Raw genomic sequence first — 16,524 nt, 5'->3', positions numbered from 1 at the left:
ATTTCATTTACCCATAAGTCTAATTAAAAGGGTTGTGAAATCCTGCGAATAAGTGAGCATTCGAGAGATATTCGCATCAAACTGAGGGAGTTCAACAAGGGGAATGGGTTTTTGTGGTAAAATTAGTTTAATTATTTTTCACTTAGGAGTCTACCCTCTATATGAAATTAAATGATAAAAAGAAAAAGGTACAAATGAAATATAGAAAGAAAATGTGGCAAAATGGGGAAGAATATGAAAATAACAGTAAAAAAGTGTTTGTTATTTCTGCTATCTTATTTTTGTTAATTCTGGTGGCATACTGGGGACGAATTATTTCAATTTAAATTTCTTTTTTTTCTTAATGAACCAACAGGTGCTTTACTTCATTATCAGGAACTGATCAGCAGCTCTTTTTCTTATAGTGAAAGAAAAATAAAACTTTGTTGTTCAATTTTCGTATATGAAATACCAAGAATAAATTAGGAGTTGTTTCTATGTTTGACATTACCTTGATATTGTTTATAGCTTCTGCTGGGGTAGTTATTGCTATTACCGGCTTCTTCGTTATATTAGGACGAAGGATTTTAGAACCTAAGAAAAAACTTCAACAAAAAATCGATAAACTAGAGGAAGAGGTTCAAATATTGAAAAATCACAAATAATAAATAAACTAGCTTTAATGAACTAACGGGTGCGTTAGCTTCATAAAAAGGCCGACAATTGGCTGCCTTTTTAAGTATGATTTTAAAAATTATCGTACTGTCATATTCAAACAAAAATCACCCTTATACAGCTAATGGGACAGATTATTGAAGTAGGTTATTACCGATATGTGGATTAAAATATTGTATTTAAAAGTAAAATTTATAGAGGGAGATTAAATAATTAAAAACAGGGGGCACTTTCAGAGCCGTAAAAAGGGGAGTATTTTTTTGTTTAGAAAGAAAAAGGCTATTATTCTTATTATTAGTATAATTATTTTAGTTTCAATGTTTAGTTATTTTTTCTTATCTTATAGTGAATCAGCAATAAATAAAGGATTCCCGATACCATTAGGGGCCAAATTAATAAGAAAAGACGATAAAAATATGTATGAAGAATATAAATGGGGTCCAGCCTCCGAAGGAAACGGACTTCCACTTTATTATTTAACGGTTATTAAATTTTGGGGGTGGGATAAAAAATCACAAGAAGGGGCGATGACAATCTATGAAAAAGAAGGAAAAAAGCTATGTGTAATTTCTCAAACCGATTCTTTATTTGTTAGCCCATCAGAAGAATAATATTTTTTCCTAATTGTTTTCTGTTTAATTCAGGCTAGCGCAATAAGAAGTCCGCCTATAGGCGGCTTTTAGAATGTACAATTTTTGATATTAAAGGATACATAAATAATAAAAGTTCGTCGGTCTTTAACAATTCGGGGGAGTCCTTTAATAAGGATCGTTTCCTTAAACAACTAACGGGGCAGGATAGTTCATTAAGGAACACAAAAATGATCAATCTTTTTTATAAAGAATAAAATCCAATTCAATATTTTAAGGGCATGTTTTGATTCATCTTTTTTCAAAACATGCTCTTTCTATTTATACATTTATCAAGGTTTCTTGTATTAATTTAATCAAACATTGTTTCAATTCCACACTTTTTTTTCGTTATTCACTTCAATTTTACGTAAATGAAATTCTCCATAGCAAACAGCAAGATAGAACTTAATTTATACCTTTTTTAACTTCACTAAAATACTTTTCATTACACAAGTTGTGAGCATATAAGATGAATTTTCTACATTCCATTGCTCTTTTTAATCTAGAACTATATAAAGAAAGTGATTTAGGTTTATTACGTAGACGTAACCCTTCTTTTAATAGTAAATGCCATCTTTCTGGTAAAATCTCTTTCGCTTTTTTTGCTCCCTCTACTTTTGTTAAGATTTTTTTAGTTTCTAATGTGCTTAAAATTCTGCTAATGGTTAAGACACAAAATTCAACCATGTCATCAAAGACAAAAATAAGTGTATTTTTAGACTTGTTTTTCCAGTAATGATTTATATTGTATTCCATGTTTTTAACTACATGGATCCATTTTGATCGAAAATTCAGTTCTGATATTTCTTTTCCGTGCACTTTTATTCCATACTGTTCTACCATCCACCATGTAATAGCATTTACATCCCAATATCCACTTTTGATTTTTCCATTTGAACAGTAAAGATATGGAGATAACTCTTTATTACTTTTCCCTATCTCGTTCATTGGAATATAAATTCCATCCATTCTTTTCCCAAAAGAATTTAAATTTAATTTTTTATGTACAGTTTTCAAATAATTTCTTTCTTCTTGAGATAAACTCCTTTTTAATACAGTCACAAAGTCTATATCACTCTTCTTTTCATCAAATCCACCTAAAGAGATAGAGCCATATAAATAAACTCCTACTAGAATATCGCTTGAAAATTGGGATTCTATATACTTTATATAATTGTTTAAGCAAGGCCTTATTATTTCAGGAATTCTATTCAATTCTATTATCCCCTTTCATGTTTATATATAATTTTACCTTGAAATAATTGGAAATAGTTAGAAATATATAAATTAATGTATACGATATGCAAATCTAGTTACCGTAATGAAAGTTATCGGCAACTTCAAGTAAAAAGCCCTTTTATCAAAGGCTTTTTTCATTTTTTAAATTTTAACTGTATTTTTAAAATAAAATCCTACCGTTTTCGAATAAAGTTTAATCGTTTATAAAAATGATAAACCGTAATCAATCTTGATTTTGTTTTCTTTAGTGAACTAATGGGGCAGCGTTCCTGTATTAACTGAAATACTAAAAAGTTTGTGAAGAAATCTACTTAAACTAACGGGTGCTTTAGTTCATTAAGGATTACTAAAAACAATCAAACAATTTTATAAGAATTGTATCTGAATCACAAAAAAAGAATCCATTTCTTCAATCTTTTTACAAAATAGATTCTTTTTTACACTAATATGTGGTTTCAAGAGGGAATTTTGGTCAATCTTGATTTCAAAAATACACATAGATCTTAATTAGTTCTATATTTTGATAAATAGGCTTACTGATTATTTATCGGTTCCTATATATTCAATTTTTAGGGAATTTCCACCTGATAATTATCCTCATGATTCATTGCATCTTTCAAAGCTTCATGTCTTTACCCATTCCTAGTTTCTTCAGAAAAGAGAGTATGAGCTACAAACCATACTCTCATATTTTCTTCATCAGTATAATATCCTTTTTGTGATACACACTTAAAACCAGACCAAACAAGAAGGCGTTAATCATCGCTGATAAAGCACCATAACTCATAAATGGCAGGGATAGACTTATTAGTGGTAATAAGCCGAGAGACATTCCGATGCTGACAGTTACCTGTGCAGTGAATATGGCAAAACTGCCGGAAACAAGCATTTTCCCAAATGGGTCTTTCACAGTTTGGAATATACGGGAAATTCGCCAAATCATCCATAAAAACAGCAGACCAATGAGTAAGGCCCCGGCCCAGCCAAGCGTATAGGTAATGGTTACAAAGATAAAATCCGTCATCATTTCATTAGAAAAATCAATCGCTCCGAGGGAACCAAAATGGCCAATCCATCCGGCATCCTCAATTAGCTTTTCTAGTTTTAAAGGCATATACCCCGAGGTCTCACTGAATTTTTCAGGCGTCACAAACGAATAAAGTCTTTCTAATTGATAGGCCTTTATATCCTTCAAGGATATAAGCAGAAGTGAAACACATGTAGTAAGCAGGACTGCTGCAGTGATAAGGATTTTCCTTTTATTTAGGCTGCTCCTCCAGACCATTACAGCTACCATCAATGAATAAATCGCTACCGCCTGCTCGTTGGCTGTAAACATAAACAAAAAGGCAGAACAAACGTATAAAATGGCAGCCAAATAAACATTCATCTTTTTTGATTGCAGCATCCCGGCCCAGGCAAGCAGAAAAATTGGCAGAACCACAATCGAATCGACCGACAATAAACCCATAATATTAATTCGAGGATTGCCGTTCACTAATACATTGGAAAATTGGAACTGATAAAGAATCAGACATCCCATCGTAAAGAAAACCCAGCCCCATCTCTGAAATTTCCGATAATCGAAAAAAAGAAGGACACAGGCCAAAATTACACTTCCTGTGACAGAATATACCTGCTTCAATACTGATAATGAATTACCATCCTTAAATAAGAACCAAAACAAAAACAGGCCCGTAGCTGACATGAACAGAAACATGCTCATTAGCTTCCAATCAATCTTCGGCCTGTGCAGCTTGTCCATCTTCTGCCCAATGTCAGAGGGGCTTCCCATATTCCGGACAGCCAGTTCCTCTGCTTCATCCTCTGTATATCCTTTTTTGACCAATTCAGTTTTAGCTTGATGCAAATGGGCTTTTAATTCAGCTTCTATATATTTTTTTGCTTCTTTTGATCGGATATAAGACGAAACCTCATCTAAAAAATGATTGCTTCTCAATCGGTTCTTCCTCCTTCAAACGCTGTCCGCCAACGAGCAGAGGCAGAACCACTTTTAGATTCCTTTTTCTTTAGCCACTTTTTCGCACGTTCATCCAAGGAATAGAGCTTTCTTTCTTCCGTTTCCCAAAAAGACTGGATCCAGCCTTCCTTCTCAAGCTCATGCAAGGCAGCATATAAGGAGCCTTCGTTATTTTCATATTTCCGGATGCCTTTCTGGTAAAGAGCTTCGTTAATTTGATAACCACTTTTCTCCTCATCCAAAGATCTAAAAATACCAATCAAAATGTCTTCCCTACTCACACCCTGCTTTTCGATGGCAGTATGGATGGAGTGCCTATGGTTTTCCGTGAATTTTAAATCAAGAAATGTATGCTTTTTCATAGCCGATTTTAAGCGTGCTAATTTATCTTCCATCGGTGGATTCCTCCCAATAGGTTTTTAACCGTCTTTTCGCCTGGCGCATCCTGGTCTTCACCGTTCCAAGTTTGACCCCGGTAATTTCAGAAATCTCCTTGAGCTTCATTTCCTGAAAATAATGGAGATAAATAAGTTCGCGATACTGGATAGGCAGCTCCATAACTGCAACAGCAAGCTGCCTGTCTTCATCCTGCTGAATGACCTCTTCTTCCACATTATCGGTAGAAGTCCATTCCTGCTCCTCTTCCGCAGTCGAAACTTTTCGGAAGTACCAGCTTTTCCTATAATCCTTACAATGGTTAATAGCAATTCTCCAAAGCCACGTCCTTATATTTGATTGTTGGTTATACGTGGGCAGAGCCTTATAGCATTTGATGAAAATCTCCTGTGTCAGGTCCTCTGCCACAACTGCATCTTTTACATAGGAATAGACCAATTGCAGAATATCCTGGCCATAAAGGGACATCATTTCATCCAGTAATGATTCGTCATCTTTCATTTGAGACCATTTCAACACAAACTCCTCCAAAACAGTTCACACTTCCTTCCTAGATATATAGACGATAGTACATATAAGAAGGTTTTCTTTTTTTGAAAATTATCCCTTTGTTACTATGGAGTACAGCTAAAAATATAGAAAGCATTTTAAGAATCAGAACAGGAGTAGTAGAATACCCGTGCCTGACAACATCCGATCAGAAAAGTAAAACCGTTTATTAATATAATAAACCACGAAATCAATGCTTGATTTTGTTTTTTTCTTATTGAACTAAAGGGGCAGTTTAGTTTAATAAGACTTTTAGAGTCAAACTACCAGTTGAAACCTATTTAGGGAAAATCTCGTATATAGATTTAGGAAAATGTTTTTTTAGAATAGGAGGAACAGGTTATGTTAGGGGATATTATATATCAAGTTATTGTTTTCGGAGGTATAGCATTAATTTTAGGTGTTTTAGGTTATTTATTTTTTAAGAAGACCAAGAAAAGCTAATTAAATTTCTAATTCAAGAATCGGGTGAGTTAGTTGAAGATAAGCTGGAACTATTATGTAATGTTAACGTCTAAATTTATGGAGGTGTATGATGAAAAAGATAATAAATTTTACTTCTCTTTTTGTCTTTATGGTGTTATTGGTTGGCTGTATTGGGGAAGAAAAAGGACAATTATCAAGAGTAGATGTTCAAAAAATTGATACAGAAGGAAATTACGAAGATGTCTTAATGATAACAGATAGTGAATCAATAGAGATGCTAAGGCAGGCATTTGAACAAATCAAATGGGATGATAAAGTGGTTAAAATGGCTAGAAAACCAGACGTAGAAGCTACTTTGTTTTACACTTTTGATGAAAATATACCTGAAAGACTTTATGAATATGAAATTTGGTTTAATGAAAGAGCAGGTACAGCAACAATTATTAGCAATAATGAAAACGAAAGTTATGGAGAGTTAGATAAAGATAATGCACAAGTGCTAAAAAATAATTTTCTTAAGTAACGGGTACGTTAGCTGAAGATCAAAGCTGTCTTTAAGGTAGCTTTTTCTTTATGCAACTATCGGGGCAGGTTAGTTTAATAAGGATAATCCTGGTTATGATAAATCCAATCTTTTTTGAATTTGTCTGTTATTAAGTAATAGTCTTAATGTCTTTTCGGATAACTATAATAATGGTAAAATATTCATATTTATTAGGCGATTCTGGATATGCAATCAAGGCGATTTCCTACCAGATAGGGGGACTTAAAAATGGCATCTATTGTTTACACAGTGATATTAATTGTTAGTTTTTTATTTTTAGTGCGGAAAAATGACGATAAAGAATCTTATTTTCCGTTCAAAATAATAGGATATTTTATATTAGGTTCATTTGCCTTTAATTTCAATCAAATTTCAATTCCACTTGGGTTTGTAGTGTATCTGATATTTTTTCGACCTAAGTTAAATGTACAGGTAAAACGAATAACTGCGGTCTTTGGTTTTATAGCATTTATATTCGTCCATTGGACCATACCATATGCCATGGATGAATGGGAAAGTCGCCCAATATTCATTGAACATGAACTTGGTTCAGTATATAAGATGAACTTTCAAGAAGAATATGAACTGGTTAAGCAAGAATTAAATCTAGAGAACAACAGTTTGAGGCTTGAGGATTTTGAAGTAGACTATACTGAAGATGGTAGAATTACAGACTTAAGATGGGAACTACTTGGGCAAAATGGCAGTAGCTATAATCTCTATCAAATTCGATATGATATTGATAAGAATAGGTATCAAGTTATGAATAGTCAGCTTGAAACATGGTTCCAATACAATCGATTAATTGATGCTGAGCATTTTTTTGAAAATCTTAATGTGCTTGATATTAAAGATATTACTCATGCTAAGGGTGACTTTTCTTCCTATGTTATACAAAGTACAGGGGAACGATTCAATAATTATGCAGTAGAAAATCAAGCTCATGTCATATCAAATGGAGAAATACAATTATTAGATGATGAGCAGTCACCAGTTGAAGGATATTATATTTCAACATTTGCAATGAAGAAAACGGGAGAAGAAAGAGATGATCAAGGAAATATCACACAAGAAAGCTTCGAAGGTGCTGAATTATCTGATTATCTATTTGATGTAAATTTTGGTGAGGAATAATAGAAAATATTGTTGGATATCTAGCAGGCTAAATTTCATCTAACGGAAGGTGTTTATCTAAAAGTTATGTCACTTGGCATTCCAGAAAGGGCGCAAGTAAAAGTCATTGCTAAAGGTGACGATGAAGATGCTAAAAAGTTAACCAATTAAGAAAGGTATATTATGCTAAATATTTTAACTTTATTTTTAAGTTATTTGATTGGTTCAATTTCATTTGCTTTAGTTGTCGGTAAGCTATTCTATAAAACCGATATTCGAGGTTACGGCAGTGGGAACCTTGGTGCAACCAATACTTTTAGGGTTCTTGGAAAGAAAGCAGGACTAATTGTTGCAATTGCTGATTTATTAAAAGGTACATTTGCTTGCTTACTTCCCCAAATAGTTAATTCTACTGTTAACCCCATTATATGTGGTTTATTAGCCATATTGGGACACGTATTTCCTATTTTTGCAGGGTTTAAAGGCGGGAAAGCTGTTGCGACATCAACAGGAGTTTTATTATTTTTGACACCTTCAGGTACTTTGACTGGTTCTGTGGTATTTATATTAACTTTGATACTTTCTAAATATGTTTCACTAAGTTCAATGCTAGCTGGAATAGCAATATTTATTTATAGTCTAATATTTGAGGATAAAGTCATTATAGCTCTTTCGTTATTTATTAGTGTATTAGTGATAATTTTACATAGGCAAAATATCAAAAGAATTATAAAAGGAACTGAAAACAAAATAGGTATGAAAAAATGATTCTTACAGAAAATACAAGTTATTTCGTAATAGCTAGAGAGCAGATTGTGAAGAGTTGTACTTAAACTAACGGGTGAGTTAGCTTAAGATCAGAGCTGTCTTTAAAAGGCAGCTTTTTCTTTATGGAACTAACGGGGCAGGTTAGTTTAACAAGGTGCGTTAATTAACTACATCTTAAAATGGGATTTAATGTTAAAATGGTAAAACACAAATAGTGAGGGGGCTTATGTTTGAAATTCAAATTATTATCTTCTTTTATATTAATCTTGGTATTATTAGCAGGATGCGTTAGTGAAAAAAAGTATACTTTAAATGATATTAGAAAAATTAAGCTAGAGTTAATTGAAAAGAAAACTCTAGAAGAAGGAATATCATATTCCATAAAATTGATAAATGGTAGTGATTATGTTATAAAGCAAAATAATGTTTTTGTTTCCTTCCCTATAAAACACGGTGAAAGTGCTTATAAAGGTAATGAATATAAAGTTGAAGCTAAGGGAAACAAATTAGATATTCAACCAGGGGAAAAGATTACATTAAATGTTTTTATGCCGTTTGAAGGTATGGGTGATAAATCCATGTTAGGAATAGATAATCCTAGTATTCAATTAATAGGTTATATGGAAACCGTTGATAATAAACAACAATTTAGTACTGGAGGAGACTTAATCAAGAATTGAAGCTAAGTCTTATTAAGCTAACGGGTAGAATTGGGCTTATCTTGAATATCCTTGCAGCGTGGATGTTCCAGGACGATCTTCAACAATCGGGCGCGATTCTTGAATAAGGTTCGCTTTTCTTAATGAACTAACGGTGCGTTAGCTGAAAATCAGAGCTGTCTTCAAGGCAGCTTTTTCTTTATGGAACTAACGGGGCATGTTAATCCACGTTATTGTTTTCCATCATACTTAGTATCCGATTTATGTAATCTTATCAAATTGTTGATAAGGAAGGCTAAAATCAATATACTTTTACACACCAAAAAAGCTCCTAAATAATAAGAGCTTTTTTGCATGCTTACTTCCTCTAATGACAATTTAAGAAAGGCTGGGCAGGCTTTTTTGAATAATCTACGAGACGGGGGTAAGATAATTCGATAGGTTTTACCTTAATAATATTTATTCTGGTAACAGAAATACCTAATAGTTATTATGAGATAAAAAATATCTCTGGTCTATTATTGTGAAAAGATTTCTTTTGCGTTGTCCATGGCCATTTTATTTCCTAGTGCTGAATAGTCAAGCCATGGCTGATCCGGAACTACGTATACATGTTTTCCTTTAACTGCTTTCAATCCTTTCCAAATGGGTGTATCTTCTAACTGTTTAAAAGCTGTCTGAGACTCATCGTCACTGTTGACGATGACAAATATAGCATCTGCATCGAAATCTGGGAGAACTTCTTGTGATATGACTTCGTAAGGTAGATTTTTATCAATGTCTTCAACACCATTGGCAGGTTTAAAACCTAAATCCTGAAATAGGATAGGTCCCATTGGTCGTTTTGTACTAAATACCCGTAACTCCTTTGCCGTAACACGTATTGCCATTACTTTACTGCCTTCACCAAGTTTATTTTCAATTAAATTTTTCACTTCTTTTGTTTGTTTTTCATAATCTGAAATGAATTTTTCTGCTTGCTGTTGACGATCGACAAGATTACCTACGGACTTTAAATGATCTCTCCATGTTCCTTCATCAAGATTAAATACATTAGTCGGTGCGATTTTTTCATATTTTGATACATCTTTTCCGGAAAATTCCTTATCTAGATAAATCACAGAAGGGTTTAGTTCAATTAATGCTTCCATATCTGGATCTTTTACAGGTCCAAGTTTTTGCGTATCTTTTAATTGATCCTTCACATGAGGCAGAAAATCTTTTAATTCCCCACCAATAACAGAACCAACTGGAGTTATACCTAATGCAAGTAAATCATTTGTTAGATGGATGGAAAGTGAAGCGATTCTTAGTTCTTCACTCCTAGGTTTATTTTTTTGTGCTGATTTACCATCATTTAAAGAATTTTGTCCGCAGGCGGACAAAATAAGAATTAACATAATGCTAAATAAAATAGTAAGTTTCTTGTTCATTTTTTCTCCTTAATTGAAAAGTTATTTTGTTTTTGTGAGCAAATAAAGAAAATAGGGAGCTCCTATAGCGGCAACGACTATACCAGCTGGAATAGCATTTGGCTGAAATATGGATCGACCAATGGTATCCGCAAGCACCAAAATAATGAGCCCTATAAGTCCTGAAACAGGAAGGAAATGTTGGTACATTGGGCCAACAAGCCGACGGGCAAGATGAGGGGCGACTAGACCAATAAATCCAATACCGCCGGCCATCGCTACACTCGCACATGACAAACCAACAGCAGTTGCCAGCATCAGCAAACGTTGTTTTTGAACAGAAGCACCAAGGCCAGCCGCTACGTCATCACCAAGTGTTAATGCATTTAATGTGTTAGATTGGAACCAAGCATAAGGTGCTAAAATAAGGATCCACGGAAAAAGGGCAATAACATGAATCCAATCCCTTCCCCATACATTTCCAACTAACCATCTTGAAGCAAATGAGTAGGTTTCTTCATCGAGACGAAGAGAAAGAAAAAGTGTAATAGCACTAAAACCAGCAGAAATCGCAATTCCAATAAGAATAAGTCGAATGGGCAATATGCCTTTGTAACGATCATAGGCAAGTAAAACAATAAGAAAAGCAGTTAAGACTCCGCCTAAAGAGGTAAATAACGGTATAAGAATTGATGCTTTTTCATCTAATGAATGAAAATATGTAACAAATATAATGAGACCAAAGGAAGCACCGGCATGTAAGCCTAAAATTCCTGGATCTGCCAAAGGGTTACGTGATAATCCTTGTAGGATTGCACCTGAAATTCCTAATCCAACTCCCGCCAACATGGTAATCAAGATTCGTGGGATACGGTATTCAAACAGAATAGTAGAACTTTTAAAATCACCGTAGCCAAAAAGCGTTTGAATTACTTTAAAAGGTGAAAGTCGCAGGGTACCTGTATTCAAGCTTATTAATACTGCAACTACACTAATTAAAATAAATACCATAGTAACTGTATAAGCCCTCTTGTTGTCTGCATTCATATGATATTTCACCCTATAAGTCCCTCCCTACTTTACGAGCAATATAGAGAAAAAAAGGAACACCGACAAGGGCTACCATTATACCAATAGCCAGCTCTCTAGGTGGGTTCAACGTTCGGGCTCCCAAATCAGCCAGTATTAACAGTATCGAACCCAATAATGCTGACATTGGAATGATGAGCTGATAATATCCTCCAACCAATTTTCGTGAAATATGTGGGATTACAAGTCCAACAAAACCTATTGAACCAACGGCTGAAACAGAAACCCCTGCCAGAATAACGGCTATTATTATTCCAAGTATTCTAATACGAGTCGTATTCACACCAAGATTGGTGGCAATATCATTGCCCATTGAAATGAGTGACACAGATCGCCCTAACGATATTGCCCAAATAATTGCGATAAGAATAATAGGAACCAACACTTTCAAATGATTCCACTTTATCCCTGCAACACCTCCCGCATACCAAAAGGCTAAATCTTGACTCAAATCATAATAAATAGCCACTCCTGAACTAAGTGAATGTAAGAGCGCTGCTATAACTGCACCTGAGATTGTTAACCGTATGGGTGTTAATCCTCCCGGCACAGATGAGCCAATTATAAAAATGAACAATGTACTCAATACAGCTCCTATAAATGAAAAAACCATCAAGATAGAATACGGAATGTTTGGAAAGAAAGCAAAACTAAGGGCTACCACAAACATTGAGCCTGCGTTAATACCAAGTATTCCTGCGTCAGCTAAGGGGTTGTGGGTGACTCCTTGCATTAAAGCCCCAGCAACTGCAAAAGCTGCTCCGACTAATGAAGCGCCAATCACCCGTGGAAGCCGTAGTTCGTGAATAATCTGTTGCTGTGTCAATGTAGGATCATAATTAAAAATCGCTGACCACACAGTATTGAAGGTAACCTCTTTTGCCCCAAATGTTACAGCCAAAAACAGGCACACCACTAATCCAAGAATCACCAGAATGAATAAACACATTAGCAGAAAAACACTTGAACGATTTTTGAGTCCCTTTAGAGAGGGATTATGTAACATTAAATTCATCCTTTACTTTTCAACAATTGATATTGATAATCATTATCATGATGATTATATCTTTACTCTTTGTTGAAATCAATCTATTTTTTAATACGTTAATTTGAGAAGCGTAACGATAAGGAAGAACTTGAAATGTATAAAGGTTTTGAGTAAATAAGGAAGTAAATACTCTGTCGTAAGAGCTTGACAGCCGAAGGATTAAATCGTTGATTGAGTCCTTTAGGACTTAGGGAAGTACTCACTACTTTTTGGCTAGCTCTTGGAGAGCTTTTGGAGGTGAAAATCGTTGTAGTTCCTGTGAAAAGAGGGTAAGTTCGACTGAAATCCTGCGATACATAAAAAAAACACCAGCCTTTTCATGATATTACAGGAATAATAGCGTTTTTCGCTTTTTGTTGGCAGGAAATTTAAACAAGTCTTATAAAGAGAATTGACTACTAAGGAACAATAATTATTAGTTTGGGTTAAAAAATAAGAGCAAAGATTTAAAGTTATACTAATTAGTTACGCTTATCTTTTTGATCGATAAGGGGTAAACCTCTTCTCTTCAATTCTTCTTCTAGGACGAGAATAAATTTTTTGTCTAAGTCTAATTCAATTGCTTTATGGTATGAGTCTATCAATAGTTGATCATTTAATTTTTTCATATATTCCCTTTCTTTAAAACCACGTTTAAGTCTCTAACTTAAAATATAGAGTGAACTTTTTTGCAACAAAAAGGTTTCATATTTATTCTATATTTTAATCTACATAAAACAACATAAACCGACATCAATAAATGCAATATATATAGTTTTCCTAGTTTACATGTAGCATTGAAATAAAGTCACGATGTTTATAAAAAAGATGCGATGTTTTGAATAAAGTCGCGATATTTATAAAAAAGTTACGACGTTTTCCCCTTTGGATATGGTTATCTAAAGGGGTGTTTTATAGTGAAAGAAAAGGCGGATTAATGAACTGTTGATTGAAAATAGAGTTGTTCCGTTAAAGGGCAATTTAATGGAACTAGACTCCAGAACAAGACTGGATATTTATGTTAAAATTGACATAGGATTGTGAATTAGTTTACTTAAACGAATGGAACAGGTTACCTCAAGAAGGATAATATTAAAGTAATAAATATTATAATAAATAAGAGTAATTGTGACGTTCAAATAATTTTTCAAGAGGAGGAAAAATGAAGCATTCTTTCAAGCTAGCCATCGTAGGAGGGAACGGAAAGGTAGGACGATTTATTGCAAAAAGGGCATTAGAAGATGGATATCAAGTTCGTATGCTTGTTAGAGATCCTACTAGATTAACTAATACTGATGAACGAATTGAGATTGTGAAAGGAGACGCACAAGATATAAATTCTATTCGGTCGTTTCTTAAGGGTTGTCATATTGTTATCAATACTTTAGGTCAACCCTTAAAAGATTTCCCTATTTACAGTGTTGTAACAAAATTCATCCTTACTGCAATGAATGAATTAGAAATTAGAAGATACATTGGTGTTACAGGAGGATCACTTGATATTAACGGAGATAATAAGAACATAATAAATAAAATTGGAGCAAGGATATTTAGATTCTTATTTCCGAAAATGATGGCAGATAAAAAAATGGAACTTGAGATTCTTGCAAGCAGTGATGTTGATTGGACACTTGTACGTTTGCCATTTGTAGTTGAGGGATCATCTGCTGGTAATATAAAGGAAAGCTTAACCGATATGCCGGGAATAAAAATTACGAATATAGATATCGCAGATTTTATCATTAATCAGATCAGTGATAATAAATACATAAAGAAAACTCCTTTTATAGCCAACTAAAATATTAGTGGATGGAAAAAATTTCTTTTCAATTAACCAGCTAGATAGAAGCTACTTAGTTTTTCCGTTATAGGGCGCGATACTTGAAGAAGTTTTGCTTTTCTTATAAAAAGCGCAAAATTCAGTAAAAACTACAACAAAATAGACCCAGTAAAAACGCTTTTTAAAAAAAGGCTGAGCCTTATGAGTAATCTGATTGAGTTTGTTCAATCGTTAAACAAAAACCTCCAATCATAGCATGTTAAGTAGAGGCTAGCGCGACGACCAAAAAAGGATTAATCTCCCATAAGTGCTACCCATAAAGGGCGACAGTCGGTGGTACACCGTGGTAGTCGGAGTCAGGCTAACGGGTGCGTTAGCTGAAGATCGGGGCTGTCTTTAAGGCAGCCTTTTTTGTATGCAACTATTGGGGCAGGATATTTGAAGAAGAACAGTGTTGTATTTATGATGATTGCTTTTATTTATTCATAAGAGGTATTCCATATTTTTCTTGAATCTATCTGTTCGATTGTTATAATAAGTGCAATAATTCCGAGAGTAGAGTGATGATTATGAATATTAATTTTCTTCCGAATGACTCTTTTATTGAACCGAATGGTCAAAATATTGACGAAGTTAAGAGCCTAATTAGAAAAGTTATGGATTTGGTTATAGAGAATTCTGCTAATTCTGAGCAACGTCCATCTTTAGCTCAAATAGAAAATTATAATTTTGGTGAGTTTACCATGCAAGGAGCTCCAACTGAAGATATTCTTCTACAATTACAAGAGATATTAAGAAATTCAATGAATCCTCTAACTCCTAACTATATTGGTCACATGGACTCAATCCCTACTTTAATTTCCTGTTTGGGTGAATTTGTAACAACGGCTATTAATAACAATATGTTGAGTCTTGAAATGTCACCTGTATTCTCTCAAATGGAAGTTCAAGTACTTCAAAAAATTGCACATATGTTTGGATTTGATGAAAAGGGTGGAGGAGTAATGACTAGTGGAGGGAGCCTTGCTAACCTTCAAGCCCTTGCAGTTGCTCGAAACCATAAATTACAGGTTAAAGAGGCAGGATTAACTGGATTAAAAGAACAACCAGTAATTTTAGTATCAGAAGTGAGCCATACTTCTCTTCATAAAGCAGCAATGTTATTAGGATTAGGTACCTCTAGTGTAATCGCAGTAAAAAGTAATCATAATTCTCAGATGGATATCTCCGACTTAGAGAAACAAATTATTAAAATGTTTGAAGAAGGGAAAAAGCCTTTTGCAGTTGTGGCAACGGCTGGAACAACTGTAACGGGTAGTATTGACCCCATTCTATCCATTGCAGAAACAGCAAAGAAGTATGGGCTCTGGTTACATGTAGATGCTGCTTATGGTGGGGCATTAGTATTTTCAGAGAAGAATCGCCACCTACTTTCTGGTATTGAAGGGGCAGATTCTATAACTTTTAACCCTCAAAAATGGATGTACGTTGCAAAAACATGTGCTATGGTTTTATTTAAGAATCGAGACTTATTGGAAACGGATTTCCGAATTTCTGCTCCATATATGAATGATACAAATTTTACAAATTTAGGTGAAGTTAGTGTTCAAGGCACCCGTCATGCTGACATTTTAAAGTTATATTTGTCTCTTCAACACATTGGATTAAAAGGTTACGACCAACTATTGAATGAAAGTTATTTATTAGTCGAGGAATTTGTAGTGCAAGTTAAAAAACGCTCCTACATAGAACTAGCAAGTGAACCTGATACAAATTTGTGTTGTTTTAGAGGAAGACCAAAATATCTAGATTCTAATCAATGGGACCAATGGAACTTAGAGTTGCAACAGTATCTGCTTAATGAAGAACGTGTATTTTTCTCCTTGCCAACTTATAGAGGAGAACGTTGGTTAAGAGCAGTTCTATTAAATCCATATACTCCAATCTCAACTATACAAAAAATATTTAGTAAGATAGATGAATTTTATATAAATCACCATAGTTATAAATCCTATTAAATTAACTGGGTGCTATAATTCAATAAGTACAATTGAATTCAATAGGATTTAATCTTCAACAAATGTGCGCGATTCTTTAAAAAGAATCGCTTATCTTAATGAACTAACGGGTGCGTTAGCTAGATCAGAGCTGTCTTTAAGACAGCTTTTTCGTGCGCCCGGCATGGGTGCAATCTATAGGGTGAAAGTCCCGAACCATGAAGGCAGTAGTAGTGGTTAGCTTAATGCAAGGGTGTC

At 34.1% G+C, this 16,524-nt stretch carries 18 protein-coding genes; 10 read left to right on the top strand and 8 right to left on the bottom strand.

The window, feature by feature from the left end; translation table 11 throughout:
• Window positions 1-161 precede the first annotated feature (161 nt).
• The 3 genes from ACIQYG_RS25890 to ACIQYG_RS25880 all read left to right on the top strand — a co-directional run bounded on the left by ACIQYG_RS25890 (window position 162) and on the right by ACIQYG_RS25880 (window position 1,265).
• Complete coding sequence (locus ACIQYG_RS25890; protein WP_402844202.1) at window positions 162-326, top strand: hypothetical protein; 165 nt, start codon at window positions 162-164, stop codon at window positions 324-326.
• Window positions 327-476: 150 nt separating this feature from the next.
• Window positions 477-644 (top strand): hypothetical protein, encoded by a 168-nt coding sequence (locus ACIQYG_RS25885; protein ID WP_402844200.1) that lies wholly within the window; start codon window positions 477-479, stop codon window positions 642-644.
• A gap of 270 nt (window positions 645-914) precedes the next feature.
• A complete protein-coding gene (locus ACIQYG_RS25880) occupies window positions 915-1,265 on the top strand; it encodes a hypothetical protein (protein ID WP_402844197.1) in 351 nt (116 codons plus the stop codon).
• 426 nt (window positions 1,266-1,691) lie between these two features.
• Here the strand turns inward: ACIQYG_RS25880 and ACIQYG_RS25875 are convergent, their stop codons facing one another.
• The 4 genes from ACIQYG_RS25875 to ACIQYG_RS25860 all read right to left on the bottom strand — a co-directional run bounded on the left by ACIQYG_RS25875 (window position 1,692) and on the right by ACIQYG_RS25860 (window position 5,433).
• Window positions 1,692-2,501: an aminoglycoside adenylyltransferase domain-containing protein gene (locus ACIQYG_RS25875; RefSeq protein WP_402844194.1), complete on the bottom strand. Its 810-nt coding sequence runs from the start codon at window positions 2,499-2,501 to the stop codon at window positions 1,692-1,694.
• Window positions 2,502-3,210: 709 nt separating this feature from the next.
• Window positions 3,211-4,485, bottom strand: a complete 1,275-nt coding sequence (locus ACIQYG_RS25870; RefSeq protein WP_402844191.1) for an FtsW/RodA/SpoVE family cell cycle protein — start codon at window positions 4,483-4,485, stop codon at window positions 3,211-3,213.
• Window positions 4,482-4,901 (bottom strand): PadR family transcriptional regulator, encoded by a 420-nt coding sequence (locus tag ACIQYG_RS25865; protein ID WP_402844188.1) that lies wholly within the window; start codon window positions 4,899-4,901, stop codon window positions 4,482-4,484. Before ACIQYG_RS25865 ends, ACIQYG_RS25870 begins: the two co-directional genes overlap by 4 nt.
• Window positions 4,891-5,433: a sigma-70 family RNA polymerase sigma factor gene (locus tag ACIQYG_RS25860; RefSeq protein ID WP_402844187.1), complete on the bottom strand. Its 543-nt coding sequence runs from the start codon at window positions 5,431-5,433 to the stop codon at window positions 4,891-4,893. The genes ACIQYG_RS25865 and ACIQYG_RS25860 overlap by 11 nt, the downstream gene beginning before the upstream one ends.
• A 360-nt stretch (window positions 5,434-5,793) precedes the next feature.
• On the opposite strand from ACIQYG_RS25860, the gene ACIQYG_RS25855 reads away from it, so the two are divergent.
• The 5 genes from ACIQYG_RS25855 to ACIQYG_RS25835 all read left to right on the top strand — a co-directional run bounded on the left by ACIQYG_RS25855 (window position 5,794) and on the right by ACIQYG_RS25835 (window position 8,982).
• Window positions 5,794-5,895, top strand: coding sequence for an LPXTG cell wall anchor domain-containing protein (locus ACIQYG_RS25855; protein ID WP_275728507.1), 102 nt, complete (start codon window positions 5,794-5,796; stop codon window positions 5,893-5,895).
• An 88-nt stretch (window positions 5,896-5,983) separates the two neighbouring features.
• Window positions 5,984-6,400 carry a hypothetical protein gene (locus ACIQYG_RS25850; protein ID WP_402844181.1) on the top strand — a complete coding sequence of 139 codons (417 nt, stop codon included), beginning with the start codon at window positions 5,984-5,986 and terminating at the stop codon, window positions 6,398-6,400.
• A gap of 249 nt (window positions 6,401-6,649) precedes the next feature.
• Entirely contained in the window at window positions 6,650-7,555 is a 906-nt protein-coding gene (locus tag ACIQYG_RS25845) for a hypothetical protein (RefSeq protein WP_402844178.1), read from the top strand.
• Between the two features lie 162 nt (window positions 7,556-7,717).
• A complete protein-coding gene (gene plsY / locus ACIQYG_RS25840) occupies window positions 7,718-8,302 on the top strand; it encodes a glycerol-3-phosphate 1-O-acyltransferase PlsY (protein ID WP_402844175.1) in 585 nt (194 codons plus the stop codon).
• 230 nt (window positions 8,303-8,532) lie between these two features.
• Window positions 8,533-8,982 (top strand): hypothetical protein, encoded by a 450-nt coding sequence (locus tag ACIQYG_RS25835; protein ID WP_402844172.1) that lies wholly within the window; start codon window positions 8,533-8,535, stop codon window positions 8,980-8,982.
• Between the two features lie 497 nt (window positions 8,983-9,479).
• On the opposite strand, the gene ACIQYG_RS25830 is transcribed toward ACIQYG_RS25835, so the two are convergent.
• The 4 genes from ACIQYG_RS25830 to sda form a co-directional block, all read right to left on the bottom strand.
• Window positions 9,480-10,394, bottom strand: coding sequence for an iron-hydroxamate ABC transporter substrate-binding protein (locus tag ACIQYG_RS25830; protein WP_402844169.1), 915 nt, complete (start codon window positions 10,392-10,394; stop codon window positions 9,480-9,482).
• A gap of 21 nt (window positions 10,395-10,415) precedes the next feature.
• Window positions 10,416-11,420, bottom strand: coding sequence for a FecCD family ABC transporter permease (locus tag ACIQYG_RS25825; protein WP_402844205.1), 1,005 nt, complete (start codon window positions 11,418-11,420; stop codon window positions 10,416-10,418).
• Between the two features lie 13 nt (window positions 11,421-11,433).
• Window positions 11,434-12,468: a FecCD family ABC transporter permease gene (locus tag ACIQYG_RS25820; protein WP_402844166.1), complete on the bottom strand. Its 1,035-nt coding sequence runs from the start codon at window positions 12,466-12,468 to the stop codon at window positions 11,434-11,436.
• A gap of 503 nt (window positions 12,469-12,971) precedes the next feature.
• Window positions 12,972-13,118: a sporulation histidine kinase inhibitor Sda gene (gene sda / locus ACIQYG_RS25815; RefSeq protein WP_402844163.1), complete on the bottom strand. Its 147-nt coding sequence runs from the start codon at window positions 13,116-13,118 to the stop codon at window positions 12,972-12,974.
• Window positions 13,119-13,651: 533 nt separating this feature from the next.
• On the opposite strand from sda, the gene ACIQYG_RS25810 reads away from it, so the two are divergent.
• Together ACIQYG_RS25810 and ACIQYG_RS25805 are read left to right on the top strand one after the other, a co-directional pair.
• Entirely contained in the window at window positions 13,652-14,287 is a 636-nt protein-coding gene (locus tag ACIQYG_RS25810; protein ID WP_402844162.1) for an NAD(P)-dependent oxidoreductase, read from the top strand.
• A gap of 545 nt (window positions 14,288-14,832) precedes the next feature.
• The gene (locus ACIQYG_RS25805) at window positions 14,833-16,287 is read left to right on the top strand and encodes a pyridoxal phosphate-dependent decarboxylase family protein (RefSeq protein WP_402844159.1); all 1,455 of its coding nucleotides are present in this window, start codon (window positions 14,833-14,835) and stop codon (window positions 16,285-16,287) included.
• Window positions 16,288-16,524 lie beyond the last annotated feature (237 nt).

The organism is Peribacillus sp. NPDC096622, assembly GCF_044762665.1.
Classification (GTDB): Bacteria; Bacillota; Bacilli; order Bacillales; family DSM-1321; genus Peribacillus; species Peribacillus frigoritolerans_B.
Note: the sequence above shows the minus strand (reverse complement) of the source record. Positions and strands in the feature narration are given on the sequence as shown.

Bases quoted from the DNA above. Each gene is read 5' to 3' on its own strand.
- ACIQYG_RS25890 (WP_402844202.1), top strand. From the start codon at position 162: ATGAAATTAAATGATAAAAAGAAAAAGGTACAAATGAAATATAGAAAG.
- ACIQYG_RS25885 (WP_402844200.1), top strand. From the start codon at position 477: ATGTTTGACATTACCTTGATATTGTTTATAGCTTCTGCTGGGGTAGTT.
- ACIQYG_RS25865 (WP_402844188.1), bottom strand. From the start codon at position 4,901: ATGGAAGATAAATTAGCACGCTTAAAATCGGCTATGAAAAAGCATACA.
- ACIQYG_RS25855 (WP_275728507.1), top strand. From the start codon at position 5,794: ATGTTAGGGGATATTATATATCAAGTTATTGTTTTCGGAGGTATAGCA.
- ACIQYG_RS25850 (WP_402844181.1), top strand. From the start codon at position 5,984: ATGATGAAAAAGATAATAAATTTTACTTCTCTTTTTGTCTTTATGGTG.
- ACIQYG_RS25845 (WP_402844178.1), top strand. From the start codon at position 6,650: ATGGCATCTATTGTTTACACAGTGATATTAATTGTTAGTTTTTTATTT.
- plsY (WP_402844175.1), top strand. From the start codon at position 7,718: ATGCTAAATATTTTAACTTTATTTTTAAGTTATTTGATTGGTTCAATT.
- ACIQYG_RS25830 (WP_402844169.1), bottom strand. From the start codon at position 10,394: ATGAACAAGAAACTTACTATTTTATTTAGCATTATGTTAATTCTTATT.
- ACIQYG_RS25825 (WP_402844205.1), bottom strand. From the start codon at position 11,420: ATGAATGCAGACAACAAGAGGGCTTATACAGTTACTATGGTATTTATT.
- ACIQYG_RS25820 (WP_402844166.1), bottom strand. From the start codon at position 12,468: ATGTTACATAATCCCTCTCTAAAGGGACTCAAAAATCGTTCAAGTGTT.
- sda (WP_402844163.1), bottom strand. From the start codon at position 13,118: ATGAAAAAATTAAATGATCAACTATTGATAGACTCATACCATAAAGCA.
- ACIQYG_RS25810 (WP_402844162.1), top strand. From the start codon at position 13,652: ATGAAGCATTCTTTCAAGCTAGCCATCGTAGGAGGGAACGGAAAGGTA.
- ACIQYG_RS25805 (WP_402844159.1), top strand. From the start codon at position 14,833: ATGATTATGAATATTAATTTTCTTCCGAATGACTCTTTTATTGAACCG.